Source organism: Amycolatopsis sp. NPDC059027, assembly GCF_042739735.1.
In the GTDB taxonomy this organism is placed as follows: Bacteria; Actinomycetota; Actinomycetes; order Mycobacteriales; family Pseudonocardiaceae; genus Amycolatopsis.
Window position 1 is genome coordinate 14,899 of sequence record NZ_JBHYIK010000015.1, and the last position, 18,717, is coordinate 33,615.

18 protein-coding genes are annotated in these 18,717 nt (G+C 70.4%); all 18 read right to left on the minus strand.

Features of this window, described 5'->3' with window-relative positions; all coding sequences use genetic code 11:
- Positions 1 to 112: 112 nt before the first annotated feature.
- Positions 113 to 958: a helix-turn-helix domain-containing protein gene (locus tag ACFWY9_RS12765; RefSeq protein WP_378326098.1), complete on the minus strand. Its 846-nt coding sequence runs from the start codon at positions 956 to 958 to the stop codon at positions 113 to 115.
- An 86-nt stretch (positions 959 to 1,044) separates the two neighbouring features.
- Positions 1,045 to 1,683, minus strand: coding sequence for a TetR/AcrR family transcriptional regulator (locus ACFWY9_RS12770; RefSeq protein ID WP_378326099.1), 639 nt, complete (start codon positions 1,681 to 1,683; stop codon positions 1,045 to 1,047).
- Between the two features lie 62 nt (positions 1,684 to 1,745).
- Entirely contained in the window at positions 1,746 to 2,717 is a 972-nt protein-coding gene (locus tag ACFWY9_RS12775; RefSeq protein WP_378326100.1) for a phosphotriesterase, read from the minus strand.
- 5 nt (positions 2,718 to 2,722) lie between these two features.
- Entirely contained in the window at positions 2,723 to 4,378 is a 1,656-nt protein-coding gene (locus ACFWY9_RS12780; RefSeq protein ID WP_378338915.1) for an AMP-binding protein, read from the minus strand.
- A gap of 87 nt (positions 4,379 to 4,465) precedes the next feature.
- Positions 4,466 to 5,500 (minus strand): NADase-type glycan-binding domain-containing protein, encoded by a 1,035-nt coding sequence (locus ACFWY9_RS12785; RefSeq protein WP_378338916.1) that lies wholly within the window; start codon positions 5,498 to 5,500, stop codon positions 4,466 to 4,468.
- Positions 5,497 to 6,024: a phage tail protein gene (locus ACFWY9_RS12790; protein ID WP_378338917.1), complete on the minus strand. Its 528-nt coding sequence runs from the start codon at positions 6,022 to 6,024 to the stop codon at positions 5,497 to 5,499. Before ACFWY9_RS12790 ends, ACFWY9_RS12785 begins: the two co-directional genes overlap by 4 nt.
- Positions 6,024 to 7,973: a putative baseplate assembly protein gene (locus ACFWY9_RS12795; protein ID WP_378338918.1), complete on the minus strand. Its 1,950-nt coding sequence runs from the start codon at positions 7,971 to 7,973 to the stop codon at positions 6,024 to 6,026. The genes ACFWY9_RS12790 and ACFWY9_RS12795 overlap by 1 nt, the downstream gene beginning before the upstream one ends.
- The gene (locus tag ACFWY9_RS12800) at positions 7,970 to 8,386 is read right to left on the minus strand and encodes a GPW/gp25 family protein (RefSeq protein ID WP_378326105.1); all 417 of its coding nucleotides are present in this window, start codon (positions 8,384 to 8,386) and stop codon (positions 7,970 to 7,972) included. The genes ACFWY9_RS12795 and ACFWY9_RS12800 overlap by 4 nt, the downstream gene beginning before the upstream one ends.
- Positions 8,386 to 8,733, minus strand: a complete 348-nt coding sequence (locus ACFWY9_RS12805) for a PAAR domain-containing protein (RefSeq protein ID WP_378326106.1) — start codon at positions 8,731 to 8,733, stop codon at positions 8,386 to 8,388. The genes ACFWY9_RS12800 and ACFWY9_RS12805 overlap by 1 nt, the downstream gene beginning before the upstream one ends.
- A 41-nt stretch (positions 8,734 to 8,774) precedes the next feature.
- Positions 8,775 to 10,526: a VgrG-related protein gene (locus tag ACFWY9_RS12810; protein WP_378338919.1), complete on the minus strand. Its 1,752-nt coding sequence runs from the start codon at positions 10,524 to 10,526 to the stop codon at positions 8,775 to 8,777.
- Positions 10,527 to 10,529: 3 nt separating this feature from the next.
- Entirely contained in the window at positions 10,530 to 11,237 is a 708-nt protein-coding gene (locus ACFWY9_RS12815; RefSeq protein WP_378326109.1) for a LysM peptidoglycan-binding domain-containing protein, read from the minus strand.
- A 47-nt stretch (positions 11,238 to 11,284) separates the two neighbouring features.
- Positions 11,285 to 11,710 carry a phage tail protein gene (locus ACFWY9_RS12820; RefSeq protein ID WP_378326111.1) on the minus strand — a complete coding sequence of 142 codons (426 nt, stop codon included), beginning with the start codon at positions 11,708 to 11,710 and terminating at the stop codon, positions 11,285 to 11,287.
- A 26-nt stretch (positions 11,711 to 11,736) separates the two neighbouring features.
- Entirely contained in the window at positions 11,737 to 13,710 is a 1,974-nt protein-coding gene (locus tag ACFWY9_RS12825) for a hypothetical protein (protein WP_378338920.1), read from the minus strand.
- A 478-nt stretch (positions 13,711 to 14,188) separates the two neighbouring features.
- Positions 14,189 to 14,347 carry a DUF6760 family protein gene (locus ACFWY9_RS12830; RefSeq protein ID WP_179956874.1) on the minus strand — a complete coding sequence of 53 codons (159 nt, stop codon included), beginning with the start codon at positions 14,345 to 14,347 and terminating at the stop codon, positions 14,189 to 14,191.
- Positions 14,344 to 14,799 (minus strand): hypothetical protein, encoded by a 456-nt coding sequence (locus ACFWY9_RS12835; RefSeq protein WP_378326115.1) that lies wholly within the window; start codon positions 14,797 to 14,799, stop codon positions 14,344 to 14,346. Before ACFWY9_RS12835 ends, ACFWY9_RS12830 begins: the two co-directional genes overlap by 4 nt.
- A gap of 34 nt (positions 14,800 to 14,833) precedes the next feature.
- A complete protein-coding gene (locus tag ACFWY9_RS12840; RefSeq protein WP_378326116.1) occupies positions 14,834 to 15,271 on the minus strand; it encodes a phage tail protein in 438 nt (145 codons plus the stop codon).
- A gap of 21 nt (positions 15,272 to 15,292) precedes the next feature.
- A complete protein-coding gene (locus tag ACFWY9_RS12845) occupies positions 15,293 to 16,813 on the minus strand; it encodes a phage tail sheath family protein (RefSeq protein ID WP_378338921.1) in 1,521 nt (506 codons plus the stop codon).
- 31 nt (positions 16,814 to 16,844) lie between these two features.
- Positions 16,845 to 18,713, minus strand: a complete 1,869-nt coding sequence (locus ACFWY9_RS12850; RefSeq protein ID WP_378338922.1) for a DUF4157 domain-containing protein — start codon at positions 18,711 to 18,713, stop codon at positions 16,845 to 16,847.
- Between the last annotated feature and the right edge of the window lie 4 nt (positions 18,714 to 18,717).

Below are 18,717 nucleotides of genomic sequence, written 5' to 3' on the forward strand. Positions count from 1 at the left end.
CCGAAATAAACCGACAAAGGAGGTGTGCGCTCCGCGCGGCGCCCCCCGCGGGTCTCCGACCCTCTCCCTTCCACACCCCAGCCCACCCCACCCCCCCCCCCTTCAGCTCGTCTCACGCACGGAAAGTCCCCTTCAGCTCTTGGAGCCGCACGCGGGATTCCTTTTCGGACAACGAATTCGCGAGCAGCTGCCGGGACAGATCCTGGTAGAGCCGGACGCCTTCGGAATCGTGCATGAACGTCCGCACGAAATGGTTTTCCAGGAAGATCGCCGGGGAGAACCCGTCGAACTCGTACCGCACGTAGTTCCCGTGCATGCCCCCGTGGAAACCGGTCCCGGTGGGCACGATCCGTAGCACGACGTTGTCGAGTTCGCTCAGCGCCAGCAGGTGGTCGCACTGCCGCGTCATCGCCTCGGCGTCGCCGACGCGGATTTCGAGGGCGTGTTCGCTGATGAGGGCGAGCAGTTTCACCGGGTCGGGCCGGGTGAGGACCTCCTGCCTGCCGAGGCTGAGCACGAGCCGGGTGTCGATCTCCTCCGGGCCGATCACGGTCTTGGTCCACAGTTCGCGGGCGTATTCGGCGGTCTGGAGCAGTTCCGGCAGGACCATCAGCGACCACGCGGTGACCCGCTCCGCGGCCCGCTCGTAGCCGAGCGCGGTCCGCTGTGCCAGCGGCAGCCGTCCGGCCAGGGTCGCCAGCCAGTCGGTCTCCCCCGCGTGCCGCGCCAGCCGCAGGGTCTGTTCGTAGCGCCGGCCGGTGACCTCGAGCGCGCCGAGCAGCCGCACGACCTGTTCCGGGCTCGGCACCTCGGTTCCCCGTTCCCAGGCGGCCAGTGCCGACGGCGCGATGCCGAGCATGGCCGCCAGCCGGTCCGGTGCGACCTCGAGGTCCAGGCGGACGCCGCGCAGGGCCGCGGACAGGGCCCTGGCGCACGGGGAAGCGGTCTTCGGTTCCATGCGGTAAGCGTACGAACACCGTCTATTCCCTGATCGGGCCACGGAGTTACGACTCGTACACACCCCGGCCCGGCACCGGGGCCCGTTCAGGAACGACCGGGCGGCCGGATGGCGTCGAGGAGGAGGTCGGCGTAGTGGTCGCCGATCTGCCGGGCCGACAGCGAACCGCCGCGCCGGTACCACGAACCGAGGTGGTGCACCGAGCCGAAGAAGAAGTCGACGATCACGTCGGCGGGCTTGTCCGAGCGGAACTCGCCGGACGCCTGTCCCTCCTCGATCATCGAGCGGAACCGCTCGTGGTACTTGCGCCGCTCGGCCCGCACCGCCTTCTGTTTCTCGGCGCTGAGCTGGTGCATCGACTGCAGGAAGATCGTGTTGTCGTCCAGGTTGTCGATGCTGCTCACGACGACGTCCGAAGCGGCGGCGGCCAGGCGTTCACGCAGGGGCGCGTCGCTGGAGGCGACGCCTTCGAGCTGTTTCGTCTGCTCGCGCAGCACGCGGGCGTAGATCTCGTAGAGCAGGTCGTCCTTGGAGCCGAAGTAGTGGTACATCGCCCCCTTGGTGACGCCGGCCGCCTCGACGATCTCCTGCACCGACGTGCGGTCGAAGCCCTTCTTGGCGAACAGTTTCGTGGCGTGCTGGAGCAGCCGCCGGGGCACCGCGGCCTGGTCTTCGCCCGGTGTTCCGGCCGCGTCGCCCGTTTTGCGGGCAGTCGCTCTGGTCACGGCCCGACCCCCTTCGTGGTACTGGGACGATCAGCATACCGGCTGGTCGGTCCCCCGCCCGGTCACCCACCGCCGAGGAAGCGCCTCGGGGTGTCGACCAGCATCGTGGTGATGTCCTCCTCCGGCACGCCACGCTCGCGCAACGCGGGCAGGACGTCCTTGACGATGTGCAGGAAATGCCAGTTCGGCGCCAGCGACGGGATCTTGTCGTAGTCGACCCAGTCGATGTAGCAGGACGCGTCGTGCGAGAGCACCATGCTGCTCGCGTAGCCGTGTGCGCACATCGCCGCGACGGTCGCGACCCGTTCTTCGAAGGACAGCAGCTGGTCGAGCCCGAAGCGGTCCATGCCGAGCAGCGACCCGCGATCGGCGAGCGCCTTCAGGTAGTCCAGATCCGTACTGTCGCCGGAATGGCCGATCAGCACCCGGCGCAGATCGACGCCCTCGGACGCGAAGACGTCCTGCTGGTCCAGGCCACGCCGGGTCCCCGCGTGCGTGTGGGTCATGATCGGCACCCCGGTTTCGAGGTGTGCCATGGCCACCGCGCGCAGGACCCGTTCCACGCCCGGCGTCAGGCCGGGCTCGTCGGTGGCGCATTTGAGGATTCCCGCCTTGACACCGGTGTCCGCGATGCCGTTCCTGATGTCCCCGGTGAACATCCCGACGAGCGGTTCGTCCCCGTCGAACATCGTCCCCGGCCCGCGGAGGCGCAGGTAGTGCGGGACGTCGTTGTAGGTGTAGAGCCCGGTCGCGACCACGATCGAGAGGTCGACCTCGGCGGCCACGCGTTGTACGCGCGGGATGTAGCGGCCCAGTCCGATGACGGTGGGATCCACGATCGTGTCGATCCCCGCCGCTTTCAGTTCCCGAAGCCGCCGGATCGCTTCGGCAACGTGTTCCTCTTCGTGGAAACCGCCGTGCTCGGGGTAGTTCGCCATGAATTCGGGGCTCAGCACGAACAGGTGCTCGTGCATGAGCACCCGGCCCAGCGCACCAGCGTCCACCGGCCCGCGCACGGTCTCGACGACGGCCATCGGCGCTACCCCCTCGCCCGCAGTTCGCGGCGGAGGATCTTGCCGCTCACGGTTTTCGGCAGTTCGCCGAGTACTTCGATCGTCCGCGGGTATTTGAACGCCGCGAGCCGTTCCTTGCAGTAGGCCACGAGTTCCCGCGGATCGGCGGTCACCCCGGGTGTCGCGCTGACGTAGGCCTTCACGCTTTCCCCGCGATAGGCGTCCGGCACGCCGACGACGGCGGCTTCGCGCACGGCGGGATGCGTGTAGAGGACGTCCTCGACCTCGCGGGGCCACACCTTGAACCCGGAGGCGTTGATCATGTCCTTCTTGCGGTCCACGACGTAGACCCAGCCGCGTTCGTCCATGAACCCGATGTCGCCGGTCAGCAGCATTCCACCGGGCAGCGCGGTTTCCGTCGCTTCGGGCTGGTTCCAGTACCCGGACACGACCATCGGGCCTTCGACCGCGATCTCCCCCGCCTGCCCGAACGGCAGCTCGCGGTACTCGTCGTCGAGGATGCGCACGAGTGCGCCCGGCACGGGCAGGCCGATCGAGATCGTCCCCGACTCCGGGTCGATCGGCGCTTCGAGGGAGCCTGGCACGGTGACGCAGCCCGCGGTCGTCTCGGTGAGGCCGTAACCGTTGTGGATGTAGTGCCCGAACTTCTCCCGGAATTCCTCGACGATCGCGGGCGGCAGCGCGGCGCCGCCGGAATAGAGCAGCCGGAACGACGCGAAATGCTCACGGGTGACGCCGGGATGCGCCATCAGCGCCATGTACGCCGTCGACGGGCCGACCGTGTAAACCGGCTTGTGTTCCAGGAACGCGTCAAGCACGACGCCGGGTTCGAACCGGTAGGCCAGCGACAGCGTTCCGGCGATGTCGATCGCCGACGCGAGTTCGCAGACCATGCCGGTGATGTGGAACAGCGGCGCGAGCGCGAACAGCGTCTTACCCTCGGGCAGCCCGCTGAACACACGCAGCGTCGCGGCGTTCGTGCCGATATTGCCGTGGGTGTTGGTCGCGCCCTTCGGTTTGCCGCTCGTGCCGGAGGTGTAGCTGATCAGCGCGACGTCGTCGAGGGCGAAGCCGGGGTCGGGCGGGCGCGGGCCGGTGCTCGCGCGGGCGACCGCCAGCAGGTCGTCGGCGCCGGGCGTCGGCTCGCGCTTCACCTTGCCGAGCACGCGCGGATCGTCGCGGGTCTGGAATTCGAGTTCGCTCGTGGTCAGCGCGATTTCCACCGGGGTGCCCGGGACGACCTCGGCGAGGTAGCGGTTCCACGCGCCCTGCGAGCACACGACCGCCTTCACGTGTGCGTCGGTCAGTACGTGGGTCAGCTCGGCCGCGCGGTACATGGGATTGACCGGGACGACGATGCCGCCCGCCTTCCAGGCGCCGAACAGGGCGAGGACGAACTGCGGGATGTTCTGCAGCACGATCGCGAGCCGGTCACCGTGCCCGAAACCGGACGCGCGCAGATGCCTTGCGATGCCGTCGGAAAGCTCGTCGACGTCCTGATAGGACAGTGCGGCGTCGAAGTACGCGATGGCGGTGTTGCCCGGTGCGCGTTCGACGCTCCGCCGGAACGTCTCCGGCAGCGTGGTCGCCTCGACCGGCCCGGCGGCTTTCATCCGTTCGTCGTAGCTCGCGAGCCACGGCTTGTCCTCGTACCAGCTCACCCAGTGACCTCCTTTGGACACCGACCAGTCGGTATGCCGACGCTAGAAGCCGATCGCGACGACGTCAAGCCGCCGATCTCGCGTGATTCAGCAGCGGCCGAAGAATTCCACCTCGCCGAGGGCGACCAGCTTTCCGGGACCGGCGCCATAGGCCCCGGCGATGGTGAGCCGGATGCCGGTCACGTCGGAGATCGCCAGCGCGGTGTGCTGTGGCCCCGGCTGGTCGGCCAGCCGCAGGGTGGTGTTCTGCCGCCTCCCGTCCTCGGTGATCGCGATGAGTTCGAGTTCCGACGGCCGGGCCTGGGTGTTGAAGACCTCCCGTTCGGCCGACGCCCCGTCGTTCACCACGACGTCGAGCAGCCGGCACGGGCGCCCGAACTTCGCGTCCAGATGTTCCCCTTGCGCGGGCGCGGGTTTCGCGGGTGCCCAGAACCTGTTGGTGAACCCGTCCATGGCCAGCTTCGCCGGATGCCCGTCGGCCTCGCTGGAGGCGGTGAGCGTCTCGGGGGTGAGGGCCACCGGCGTGGTGGTCTTGTCCTTCACCGCGGTCACGACGTCCGGTCCGTAGCGGACCGCCGCGCCCACCAGCAGCGCCAGGATCACCAGCACCAGCAGGAAGACCGGGAAGCGGATCCGCCTGCCCCGGAATCGTGGCAGGCGCAGGCGCCGCCACCACGGGATCCGCCGGACCTCGACCGCGGTTTCTCCGAGGACCGCGCCGCAGCGACGGCAGAACCGGCGGCCCGGCGCGTTGGGGGTACCGCAGTTCGGGCACGGGCGGTCGTCCGGGCCGACCGGGACCTCGGCGTCACCCGGGGCGCGGACGACGGGGCGCTTCTCGACCGGTTTGCCCGGTCGCACGGCCCCCGGCTGCTCGACGCCCGGTTGCCCTGCCCGCGGCTGCTCGGTACCTGGCTGCGCGACGCCTGGCTGCGCGACGTCCGGCTGCCGGTCGTCGACCGGAGCGGGAGCGGCAGGGGTGGGTTCCACCGCGGGCGCGGCCGGTTCGGGTGGCTTGTTCCAGTCCAGATAGGCCCCGCAGTTCCCGCAGAACGCCTCCCCCTCGGTCACCGGCGACCCGCACACCTCGCACCGCCGCACCGTCCCACCGACCGCGTTCATGCTGACAGCCCTCCGATTTCCACGGTGAACGGCACATGCGCCGGACAGGATTCGGCGACCACATGCTCGACGTCGTGCCGCCGGACGGCAGCCGGATCCGGTACCCGCAACCGGATCGACAGCATCGGCGCGGCGAGCGCGGGCAGCGCCGAGCCCGCGGTTTCCGACCAGCTCACCCCGCCCGGATCCGCGATGTCGACCTCGCCGCCGAACTCCGAGCGCAGCCGTTCGGCCAGCCCGCTCCTGGTTCCCCGCCGCCGATGCCGCGCCACCGCACGAGCCACCGGTTCCCGCTCGGACGGCCGGTCGGCGGCCACCCAGAACCCGAGCAGCGGCAGGAAATCCACTGGGGCCAGCGCGGGGTCGAAATAGGCGTGGAGGTTGTCCAGTACCGACAGCACCGGCGCCAGCACCTCGTCCAGTCCGGCCGTGAAGTGCTGCGCGAGCCGATCACCGGCGTACAGCCCGGGCAGTTGTTCCCCGAGCGGGTACCGGCTGGGCAGGCCGGGCACCGAAGCACGCATCAGGCGCCCTCCGTGACGGTGACCTGGTGCTGGTAGGAGAAGATCAGCGCGGTGCGGGAGATCTCCAGCACGTTCACCGGTTCCCCGCGCCTGCCGGTGATCGGGTCCGCGGGGAACATCCGCAGTTCGTCCACAACGGACACTCCGGGCGCCGCGGCGAGCACGGCGTGGACCTCGCCGAACTGCACCGGCCGCCCGAACGGCCAGCCCGTCCCGTCCGGCCCGCCCCGCACCGGGTTGAGGTACCGGTACAGCGCGTCCAGCGCCGACCGCCGGGCCTGGTCGGCCGAACCGGACGCGCGCAACCGCGCCACCACCGTCAGGCCCTGGTAGTACGGCGGTTCGACAAGCACCCGGGTGCCGACCAGCCTGCGTTCGTCGAGGCTCCCGGCGACCGCGGCGAGCATTTCCCTGGGCGGGATCAGCTGTTCGAGCCGCAGTTCGTCACCGACGTCGGCGGTCGCGTCAGGGACGACGAGCACCCGCACCGCCGGTCCGCCGGGGCCGGCGTCCGCGGCGGGCACGCACCGGACCCTGGCCGCCGCGGGCGCGGCGCCGCGCGCGATCAGCTCGAAATCATCCACCGTGACCGCGCGTTCCTGGGTGCGCAACGCCAGCGGCCCGCGCAGTTTGGCCGCTTCGACCGTCTCGCCGTCGACGCCGCCGCTCGCCGCCTCCCGGTTCTCCACCCGCGCGACGTAGGGCACCGAGCTGCGCAGCACCGAAATCGCCCGGCGCGCGACATTGCCCGCCCGGCCACCGCCGGTCCGGTAACGCCGGACCCGGAGCACCGCGCCCTTCGGCGGCACCGCGCCGTAGTACCGGATCGTGCCGTCCGGCTCACGCACCGCGGGCCCGAAGGCGAATTCGCCGCCGGTGGCGTCCAGCACCACGTGCCGGTCGGTGGCCGAGGACGCCCCGAAATGGTCCACAGTGGACCATTCCTGCCAGCCGTCTCCTTCGGATACCTCCACCACCACCGGGGCGCCATCGGTCAGCACCGGTGGTCTGCTGACCGGGAAGCGTTGTCCCGCAACGCCTTCGGATTCGCCGATGACCTCGCCGAGGACGGTCTCCGCGTGTTCGGCGACGATCGTGCCGCCGATGGTGAACACCTCGGCCGCGCTGACCGTCGGCGACTCGGAGTAGAAGGGCTGCCCCGCCGCGGGTTCCACCACCCGGCAGCGCAGCCAGCCCGCCCGCGCCCCCGCGATCACCGACGCGGTGTGCGAGGCGGGCATGTGCAGCACGACGTCGCCCGGCCGGTTCAGCCCGCCGGTGCCGTCGGAGTCCACTTCGCACGGTGCCCAGCCACCGCCGTCCCACGCCTCCCAGACCAGCGGTGGCTGGCGGGGATCCACGCCGATGCCCTCGACCTTGCTGTCCAGCCGGATCACCACCACGCAGCGGGGCACCGCGGCCGACAGCCCGAGCACCATGGTGTCCCCCACCGCGGGAGACGTCGCGAAGCAGGCCACGTCCTGGCCCGAGAGCAGGTCGTCGGTCCGGTCGGCCGGGGACCCACCGGCCGCGCCGGTCACCAATTTCTCCAGCGCGCAGGGCACCACGACCAGATCGTCCACGGTCGCGAAGGAAACCGCCTCCTCGGTCTCGCTGCGCGTCGTGGTCACCTCGGTGCCCGCCCGCAGCACCACCGGCTCCGGCTGCGGCGCGGACAGCCAGAAGGTGACGTCGGCGCGCGCGGCCGCCGGCGGGAACAACCGCACCCCGAGCAGTTCGAGGAACGCCAGGTAGTTGCGCTCGGGGACGCGGTTGAGCCGGTAGATCAGCTGATCGACCATGTGCGCGAAGGTTTCGATGAGGGTGACCCCGGGATCGGACACGTTGTGGTCCGTCCACTCCGGACTGCGCCGCTGCACGTAACGCTTCGCCTCGTCGACCAGCTGCTGGAACCGCCGGTCGTCCAGATTGGGGGCAGGCAGGGTCATGAAAGCTCGCTCGGCTCGTCGTGGGCTGGGATGACGTAGAAGGGGAAGACGAGGTTGCGTGGATTGTTGCTTTCCCGGATCCGGTAACGGATGTCGATGTAAAGGATCCCGCTGTCCACCGCGTCGTAGGCGACCGCGACGTCGTCGAGCTCGATCCGCGGCTCCCACCGTTCCAGCGCGATCCGCACCTCGTAGGCGATCCGCCCCGCGGTGGCGCCGTCGCTCGGCGCGAACACGTGCTCGTGCACCCCGCAGCCGAACTCCGGGCGCATCGGCCGCTCGCCGGGCGCGGTGCCGAGGATCAGCCGGATCGACTCCTCGATCTCCTGCTCGCCGGTCACGGTCGCGATGCCGCCGGTGGCGTCGGCCCGGAGCGGGAACGCCCACCCCCGGCCGATGAACCGGTCGCTCATCACCTGCCCCCGATCAATACGGTCCGCGCCCCGCTGCTGATGACGGCCTTGCAAGCGGTTTTGTCGCCCACCGCGGCGAGCGGGCGGCCACCGACGAGCACACGCCTGGTCGCGACCTCCGGCCCCGGCACGACGACGTTGGCGGGTCCCAGGAGCCGGTGCTGGGGCGGGACGTTGCACCCGTTCATCGTGCCGGGGCCGACGACCGCCGCCGGCCTCCCCTCGATGAGCACGGCCGGCACTCCGGCGCCCTGGAGTGCGCCCGTCGGCGGCCCGGCCGCCAAGCCCAGCTTCGCCCCCGCGTCGACGTGGCTGGTCGCGTCCGTGATCCTGGCTGCGGGTGGCATCGCTCTCTCTCCTTTGTGGACGATCATTGTGGACGGTGTGGTCAGTTGAGGCGGATGACGCCTGCCCTGACCGTTGCCTCGGTGCCGCCGTTGACGCGCACCCCGGTGCTGCCGTTGATCGACACCGATTTCCCGCGCAACGCCAGATGCCCCGCGCCGGCGTCGATCTCCACCCCGGTTCCGGTGATCTGGACGTACTTGCCGGCCTCGATCTGCACGCTGCCGTCGCTGCGCACCACGATCTTGGTGCCCTGCCGGTCGAGGTCGACCTCGAGTTTCCCGTCCCCGGTGCGCAGCTTCACCCCGCGCGGCCCGCCCTGGGTGTCCAGCAGTTCGACCCGGTCGCCACCGCGGGTCCCGAACGACCGGCGGTTGACCTTGCCGCTGGCCCGGTCCACCAGCGGGCCGTCGTGCGGCGACGGGAGGTCCACGCCGTTGTAGAGCCCGCCGAGCACGTACGGCTTGTCCAGCAGGCCCTGCTCGAAACCGACCAGGACCTCGTCGTTGACGTCCGGGCAGACCACACCCCCGCCACCGACACCGCCGAACTGCACGGTGCGGACCCAGTCGGTGACGTATTCGTCGTCCAGCCACGGGAAACACAGTTTCACCATGCCCGGCCCGTTCGCCGGTCGCCGCTGGACCTCGGTGACCTTGCCGATCGCCAGGCCGGGAATCCGCGGCGGGTCCGGCGGCCCCGCCACGGCGAGCCCCGCCAGCGACCGGTCCTCGGCGCCGCTGACCGTCACCGTGGTGCGATATCCGTTGCCCGGCTCGAAAACGTGACGGCTGGCGGTGGCCGTGTAGCGCCCGGAAAAGCTCGGGCCGAGGTTGCCCAGCGCGACGGGCACCCCGGCACGCAGATGCGGGTTGCCCTCGCAGACCGCCTCGACCTCGCCGAATCCGGCCGCCGCCGCGGTGGCCTGCGCGGCCGAAGCGGTGTCCACTTCGGACTGTGTCCGGTACGCGCCGTCGGTGACCAGCAGTTCGCCCGCCCCGCCGAACCGCGCGCTCGACTGTCCCGAGGACATCCCGGCCTGCACCGTCTTGGAGGTGGCCGCCCTGGTCCGCTTCACCAGCGGCCGTTTCGTGGTGACGTCCCAGCCGCGGACCGTCACGGTGTCCACCTGTTCGGCGGTGGACAGCCCGACCCGCACCGAAAACAGGTTCTCCCCGTATTGCAGCACCTGGTGATTCAGCCTCGCCGAGAACCGGGGTGACGGCGCCTTCGCGGCCGGGTCGGGCTCGGTGAAGTCGAGGCGGCCCTCGTCGTCGACCCTGACCACGGCGCCGTGTTCGGCGGCGAGCAGGCGGAGGAACTCCCAGTCGGTCATGTTCGCCTGGGAGATCTGCTGGTAGGCCGGGCCGGGCGCGCGCACCTTCCCGACGCCGAGCCCGGCGTTCTTGGCGATCTGGCGCACGATGTCGGCCGCGGTCATGTTCCGGAACGCGAGCACCCGGCGGCGCCGCATCAGCCGGTGCGCGCGATCGGCCGCGCGCAGCACGGTGAACGTGCCGGTCTCGTCGGATTCGGTCTCCAGCCCGATGATCTCCCCGGCGAACAACGGCAGCTGGGTGTTGTCCGCGACCGTGGTCACCGAGACCGTCAGCGGGGAGCCGATGGTGATGCCGGTGTCGGCGAGCAGGTCGTGATCGGGATCCCGGAAGGTCAGCACCGCGACCGCGGGCAGGTTCACCGCGTCGTCCACAATGCACTGGACGAGCTGTTCGGCCCAGACCGGCGCCAGCGGGCCGGGAGTGCCGACAACGGGTTCGAGGGCGTACGCGCGCACGGTTCAGCCCGCCGTGTCCGTGGCCGGGATCAGCAGCTCGGTTCCCGGCCGCAGCCGCATCGGATCGTCCAGCCCGTTGGCCTCGGCGATGATCCGCCACGCGGTCGCGTCGCCGTACTCGCGCCAGGCCAGCTGCGCCAGCGTGTCGCCCGCGACCACCCGGTGCCCGCGCCGGGCCTCGATCGCGCCGGAGGTGGGGTTCTGGCCCGGCGTCCCGCCACCCGCCTCGTCGATGGTCAGCGAGCACCGGGCACGCAGCGGGCTCCCGTCCACATCGAACAGTGAGTAGGTGACCGAGACGCTCTTGACGATCCCGTTGAACGACACGGTTTTCGACCGCCCCCATTCGAAACGCACCCAGGGACTGGCCGGGCGTTTCCTGCCGAGGCTCTGGGTGGTGGGCACGCAGGCGAGCAGGATCGTCTGCACGCCCTGCTCCACCGAGTCGTCGTGTTTCGCGGTGGCGTCCAGGAAGATCTCCACGGACAGGGTGCGGGGCGCGCTGCCGACGAACTCGGGCACCGCGGCCTGGTCCGCCATCCGGGACGGCTTCCGCCGCCATTCGGTGCGCTTGGTCAGGGTGAGCTGGTTCGGGTTGAACTGGAACTTGACGCGCGCGATCGTGCCTCCCGGTTTCGCGCCGACCTTGGCGGGCGGCTGCATGATCAGCAGTTCCGCGCGGACCAGGTTCGCACCGGCCGGTGCGGTCATGGTCGTCCTCCTCTCCTTGTGGTCAGTGGCGCGAGGCGATCGCTGGTTCAGCCGGGCTGCAGGCCGTGGTGCGCGATCTCCAGCCGCTCCACCGCGGCCTCGGAGCGGGCCGGGTCGAAGTCCGGGCCGCTCCAGCGCACCGGCACGATCCCGAGCACGTTCCAGCGCGCGATCGGTGTACGGTCCGGGCGCAGCGCGACGATCTCGCCGTTCTTGCGTTCCACCCGCTGCACGATCGTGGTGAGCCAGCGGGTCACCTTCGCGGTGTCCGCGGTGACCGGGCGCGTCAGCGTGATGTTGGACCAGCGGATCCGGCTCGGCAGCTGCCAGACGAACCCGTTGTTCCCGCCCTCCTGGAACTGTTCCATCTCCACTTCGGCGCCGAGCCCGGAACAGCTGTTGAACGCCCCGAGATCGTCCCCGCCGATCGTCAGCCGGAAGAAAACCGTGCTGGCGAACACGTCAGTGGACATGCGGCACCTCCTTCCTCGTCATCCGTTCAGCGCCGCCGGGTGTGCAGCCTGCCCGCACGTTCCCGGCCCGTCCGCAGTTCGGCGCGCAGCAACCTGCTCACCGGTTCGGCGAGGCGCCGGGCCAGTTCCTCGATGCCGAGATGCTCGGCGGCCTTGGGCGGTTCGCCGTCGGTGTTCTCGGTGGCCTCACCCACCGGTGTCCCGGGCGGTGTGTCGATCGGGGTTCCCGGCGGCGTGTCCGGCTCCTCGGGGGAACTGGTCGTGGCGGAAAACCCCGAAGTGACAACGGAAAGCCGCGACGGATCGGCATCCCGCTGGATCGTGGCCGCCGTTGACGCCGGGGCCGCGATGGGTAATTCGGGTACCCAGCGCGCCGGAACGACCGGGGCGCCGGGGGCCGCGGGCGGACGGACCGGCGCGACGACGGCCGGGGCAGTGCCCGCCGGTGCCCGCTGGACCGGCGTCTCCGACAACACCACGCCGTGCCGGGACGGCCAGTTGGGCGCGATCGCCGGGCGGGGCGAGGCCGGGCCGGGCTGTGCCGGGCTGGGCTGTGCCGGGCCAGGCTGTGCCGGGCCTCGCTGTGCCGGACGAGGTGCCGCCGGGCGCCGCGGGGCCGCGGGTCCGGCCGTCGCGCGCTGGACCGGTGGACTTCCTGGCTGTGTGCCGGAGCGCACCCAGCGAACCGGGGCGACGACGGTGTGGTCCACTGTGGACTCCGGCGCCGGCGCGGGTTCGGCCATCGACCGCGTCAGCGGGCGATCGGCGAGCAGCTCCCGGACGATCGGGCGTTCGGCCTCCCACGCGGGTTCCCCCGGCCGGGCGACCACCAGCGGGGGCTCCCCTACCGGACTCGCCGATGTCGGCGCGGCTTCTCCGTCCTTGGTGGCTTCTCCGTCCTTGGTGGCTTCGCCGATCCGGTTGGCTTCGCCGGTCCGGGCGGATTCGGCGAACCGCTGGATCGGCGCCTCGGAAAGCAGCGGCTGTTCGGGTGTCGAAACCACCGGCAGTACAGGCTCCGCGGGGCGATGAGTGACCGGGCCCGTCCGCTCGGGGTCCGCGATCCGGTGAATCGCCCCGATTTCCGGCGCCAACGGTGTCTCTCCGACGAGCCCCGGAACCGGCCGCGCGCCGGGCGAAGGTGGCGCGAGACCCGCCGTCGCCGGAGCGTCGGCGTCGTCCCGTGCCGAAACCACCGGCAACTCCGGCCCCGCATGATGGTCCGTGTGGGGTTTCCCGCCCCTGGTCTCGGAAGCCGCGATGCGCTGAACCAGTCCGCCTTCGGAAATCGGCGGTGCCATCCCGGAAACCGGGGCGAACTTTGGCGCCGCCGCCCCGCTGTCCATCGCCTGTGCGGTCGGCGGCAACGCGGGCAACGGTTCGCCCAGTATCGCCGAAGGTCGCGCACGACCGTCGTTTTCCGGGCGCTCGGTGTCCGAAGTGGACCTTCGGGATTTCGCGACCTCCGTCGCCTCCGCGATGCGCTGTGCCACCCCGGCCTCGGACACCAGCGGCGCCACCACCCCGGGGACCGCGCCGGACGGCGACGGGGGCACGTCCGGCCCGAGCGTCTTCGCGGTCGGCGGTAGCGCATGCAATGGCTCACCCAGTCCGACCGGTTGCCTTGCCTGACCGGGATTTCCGGACCGTCCAGTGTCCGAAGTGGAGTGTCGTGGCTCCGGAGTGGTCCGCTGCGCGGTCACCGGCAGCTCGCTCATCGGCGCGCCGAGTCCGGGCTTCCGGACCTCCGGCGCCGGGATCACCGGTAGCGGCGAGGCGTCCGTGTGGACCCGCTGAAGAGCGACGTCCGGTTCACCAGGCTGTTCCGGGGTTTCCCCCAGCACCGGACGATCCGGAGCCGCGTCCGCCGGCGGAAGGCCGGGCCGATCGACACCCCGTCCTGGTGCGGGCTCGGCGGACGGCACCGCACGGACCCGCCGGACGGGCAGCGCGACCCGCGCCACCGTGAGCGTTCGCGCCGCCGGAGCGGGACGGACCACGGCAGGCTCCGCTCGCAGGCCGCCATCGTTCGAAAGCGGATCGGCCGGTGTCTCGATCGGCATCGCGAACGGGGGACTTGGGGTGCCGGAACGCGGAACTCGCGTGTCTGGACGCGCAACTCGCGTGTCTGGATGGAGAACTCGCGTGTCTGGGGCGGCGGGGACGCGGTGTACGACCGGTGGGGTGGTGCTGGGGGCGGGCAGCAGGGGGCGGATCAGGCCTTTCGCGACGCCGGACGGGGCGGACGTGCTGACCGCGTGTCCCATGTCGGTGCGGAAGGAAGGATTCTGCCAGGCGGCGAGCCTGGCACGGAAGCCGAGCGGGTCCGACACCGTGGCCACGCGCCGCACGGTCGGCGTCATCGGGCGGGCCGCCCGCCATCCGCCGTCCGGCACCAGTGGCGGCGCCACCGCTGCCTCCCCCGCCGTCGCCGGGACGCGGCGGCGGCGGAACCGGTCCAGCAGACCCACTCCGCACTCACCCACCCTCGTTGATCCGGGTGTTGATCCCGGCGATCTGCTCCACCCAGCGGATCCGTTCGTGGTGTTCCAGGTCCAGGATCTCGTCGCGGGACCAGTGGAAGTGGTACGCGACGTACGCGACCTCCTGGTGGAGCCGGTCGGGCGCGTACGTCACGATTCCCCCAGGCGATCACCGGCGATGTCCACCTCGAAGGCCGAACCGCACGACGGGCAGCTCACCGCCGCCCTGGTGTGGCCCTCACTGTTGATCCGGCGGTAGAAATCCTGCAGGAACGCGATGTCCGAGGCGAACATCTGCTCGACCAGCCCGGCATGGATGTCGGTGACCGAGCCCAGCCGGGTGATCACCTGGCTGAGCAGCACCACGCTCAGGTACGCGGGATTCTCCTTGACCCGCAGGTCGATCAGCGGCCGCAGCTCGTCCCGCGCGGTGGCCAGGCGCATCGCCCCGGACCGGTGCGTGACACCGTCCGCGTCGACATAGCCACGCGGGAGCTCGAACTCGAACTCGGTGCGCAGATCCTCCCGCCGCGAGGCGGGCTCCTCCACCGGCGGCCCCGCCTCCTCGGCCGACGCGGTGGGCGCGCTGACTGTCCTGCGCCTCATGCGATGACATCCATGGTTCGCTCGCAAGCATCGCTCATTCGACGGAGATCTCCTCGAACGTGATGGTCACCTTTTCCAGCGCCGCGCTGGACTCGCCCGCCTTGAACGAGGGGCCTTCCCATTTGCTCGCCCAGCCCTGCATGAGCTGCATCCGCCGCACGGTCGAGCCGTCCGCCTGTTTGATCTCGATGGTGATGTTCTGCCGCGCCGCTTCGACCGCGCCGTTGTTCAGCGTCTCGGTGATCCACTTGGTGAACTCGCTGCTCTGGTCGAGCCCCCGGGTGATCGTCACCTCACCGCCCTTGCGGGCGCCCGGCTGCTTGCGGATCACCAGTTTGCCGTCGACGACCTGTTTCACCTCCACCACGTCCTCCTCGACGGTCAGCCCGCTGACCTCCTGGATGGACTCGACCTCGTAGCCGCCGAGCTGCAGCCCGAAGATGTGGGTGGAGAGTGCGTCTCCCTGCGCCATCTTTGCGTGCCTTTCTGGGGATTATTCGCTGACCAGGCTGGTGCTGTCGGAGAACTGGGACAGCCGGAAGATGACGAACTCGGCCGGTTTCACCGGTGCGACACCGATTTCGCACACCACCTGGCCGGCGTCGATCGATTCCGCGGGGTTGGTGTCGGCGTCGCACTTGACGTAGAACGCCTCGGCCGCGGTCCGGCCGAACAGCGCGCCGCGCCGCCATTCCTCGGTGAGGAAACCGGTGATGTTGCGGCGGATGCTGGACCAGAGCCGGTCGTCGTTCGGTTCGAAGACCACCCACTGGGTGCCCAGCAGGATGGACTCCTCCAGGTAGTTGAACAGCCGCCGCACGTTGAGGTAGCGCCAGGCCGGGTCCGAGGACAGCGTGCGGGCGCCCCAGATCCGGATCCCGCGGCCGGGGAAGGCCCGGACACAGTTGACGCCGATCGGGTTGAGCAGGTCCTGCTCCCCCTTGGTGAGCCCGGTCTGCAGATCGATCGCGCCCCGGATGACCTCGTTGGCCGGCGCCTTGTGCACCCCGCGCTCGGCGTCGCTGCGCGCCCACACCCCGGCGACGTGCCCGCTCGGCGGGACGACGACGTTCTTCCCGGTCGCCGGGTCGAACACCTTGATCCACGGGTAGTAGAGCGCGGCGAACTTCGAGTCGTACCCGGCCTCCTCCTGGCGCCACTTCCGCACCCGCTGCGCGGTCAGCCCCGGCGGGGTGTCCAGCACCGCCACCCGGTCGCCCATCTGCTCGCAGTGCGAGACGATCGCCAGCTGCACCGCCTTGACGCCCTCGGCGTCGATCAGTCCTTTGTGGAACGCGCTCATCAGGTCCGGGATCGCGACCATGGTGATCTCGTCGATGGCTTCCAGCCCGCCGAGACCGGTGCGCCGGTCCAGATCGCCCACGTACTCGTCGGCGGTGACCCGGGCCGGGACGTCGGGCGCCGGAGCCGGAGCGGGCAGTGTCACGCTCTGGTTTTCCGGGCGGGTCAGCGCGCCGCCCTGCGCCTCGCTCGCGGTGACCAGCTTCGAGCGCTCCCGGATCTGGGTCACCACGTAGTTCTTGACGTTCTTCCTGGTGGACACGTCGAAGGTCTCCACCACCTTGCCGCCCTGGCGCACCAAGAGCCGGAACCGGTCCTCCGGCGGGTTCTCGCCCTCGGCGTCGGCGATTTCCACGGCGATGTCACCACCGGCGCCGGGAAGTGCCGCGACCTGGAGCCCGCCCACCGCGGCCGGAGCCGCGGCGGGCGGGGCACCGGCGTCGGCCGAGGCGTTCCCGACCCGGACCACGTATGCCGCGCCACCGCCGTTGGCGAAGTAGCCGTAGACGGCCTGTGCCAGGAAAGTCTCGGCGACGAACCCGCCGAACGTTGCCACGTAAGCGTTCCAGCTGGTCACCAGCGTCGGCTCGTGGAAGGGTCCCCGCTCGGCGAACCCGACGAACGCGGCGACGGCGGTGCCGACGCCCTCGATGGGCCGGGCCCCACCCTGAACCTCCTCCACGTAGACGCCTGGGGAGAGATAGGTCGGCATGCTCGCTCCTCCTCTGTGCCAAGATCAGCCACTATCCACTTTCGCTGTTTCGCCCTCGACGGCGCGAGTGCCTGCGAACCCAATCGAGGGCACGTTCGATGCGCCTTCGACCCCCTCGCGCTTCGCCCCGCTGTACCTCGCTGTGGTCCTCGGTCTCCGGTTCGCTGGGAGGCGCCACGGTCACCAGCCCCGGCTGACGCTCGTCGGTCACCGGCGGCACCGGTAGCCGCACCGCCGGAATGCCCAGGTACTGCATCACCCCGGGCACCGTGTCCGGAATCGCCTTGTTCGCTTCGGGTTCGTTGGCCAGTTCCCCCTTGTCCCCGGCGAAAACATGCTCGCCGACATGCGCGTGGCCGACGACGACCACATACTTTCCCGGCGAGCGCTCCTGATCCTTTTCCACGACATACCGGGCATAGACGTTCATCATGGCGGCGCGCTTGTGCGGCGCCCATTTGTTCCCGGACTGGTTGTAGTCCCGCGTTCGCTGCATGCTCGCGGGCAACGCACCGACTCCCTGGACCCGTGCGCCATGACGTTTGGCCGCGATCAGGAGGTCCGACATCCCGTCGTGGTGGTTTTCGGCCCGGTACATTCCGAGGAAGGCCTGCAACGCGGGCGGCATCTCCTCGCCAGGACCGGAGGCAAGGTACTCGTCGACCAGTGCCTGATGGCCGTCCTGCCGGATGGTCTCGACGTAGACCGTCTTGATCTTGCTCTCGCCTCCTCGACGCAGGTTCTCCACCACGAAGTTCCACGCCGTCGCCTCTTTGTGGTTCTCGCCGATGACCAGTGCGGCTTCCTCCGCCAGCAAGTCCTGGAACTCGTCCTGCGTGCCGACGTCGCGGTAGTCCTCGGCCCGCCCGGCGAACTTCTCCGCCTCCGTCGCCGCCGCCTCGGCCAGTGCCGCGACCCTGCCCTCCTGTATTTCCCAGTACCGGGCCGTGTCCGGTGTCCCTTTCCCGAACTCGTCGATCGGGTTCGCGAGCTGGTCGACGCCTTCCATGCCCGCGAGCTGTTGCCCGATCGGGCCTCGCAGGAGCGCCACGACGTAGGGATACAGTTCGAAGAGCGTCACCCGGTCGTAGTATGTTTCGATCCTGCGCTCCGCGTCGTCGAATCGAATACGCGAGTCTTCCCTGATTCTCGGGTACTGTCCGAGCACTTTGCCGCAGAATTCTTCCCATTCCCCGGGCGTCGTGAAGGTCACTTGCAGGGAAGGGCCTCCGGGGGCGTTGGCGGCCACGCCGAGCGCGCCTTCCTCCACCACCCGCTGGACGACCGCATGCTCCGCCGAACGTTGCGCCGCGTGCGCGTGGCCGTGGTCACCACCCGGTACCGGCGAGTGCATGACCCGCTCCGCGTTGGCCTCGGCGGCGCGTTCGAAGCGGTCCGACGGATCGGAGACCTTCACGCCGTCTCCGGTGTCGGTACCGGAAACCGGGCCGGAGCGCTGCTGCACGACGTGGGTCAGCTCGTGGGCCAGCATCTTCTTGCCCGCGTGCGAGTCCGTGTCGTAGCGCCCGCGCTGGAAGACGATGTGCGAACCCGTGGTGAACGCGTGCGCCTGAACCGACTCGGCGGCCTCGTGGGCGGTCGAGTCGGTGTGCACCCGGACGTCGGAGAAGTTCGCGCCCAGCCGCGATTCCATCTCCGACCGGACACCGTCGGCCAGCGGCCTGCCCGATCCGGACAGCGCCTCGTGCACCGCCGAGCGCTGCACGTCGAGGCCGTCCGCGTGCCCGGCGAACCGCTGCACGACGGCCGCGTTCCCGGCGATCCGCTGCAGTTCCAGCAACCGGGCGTGGTCCGGGGAAACCCCGGCTTCCGCACGCTCAGGTGCCGAGAACCGCTGCGCGGCTGTTGCCGCTTCGTCCTGCCGGTCCTTTTCCCTCATCGGT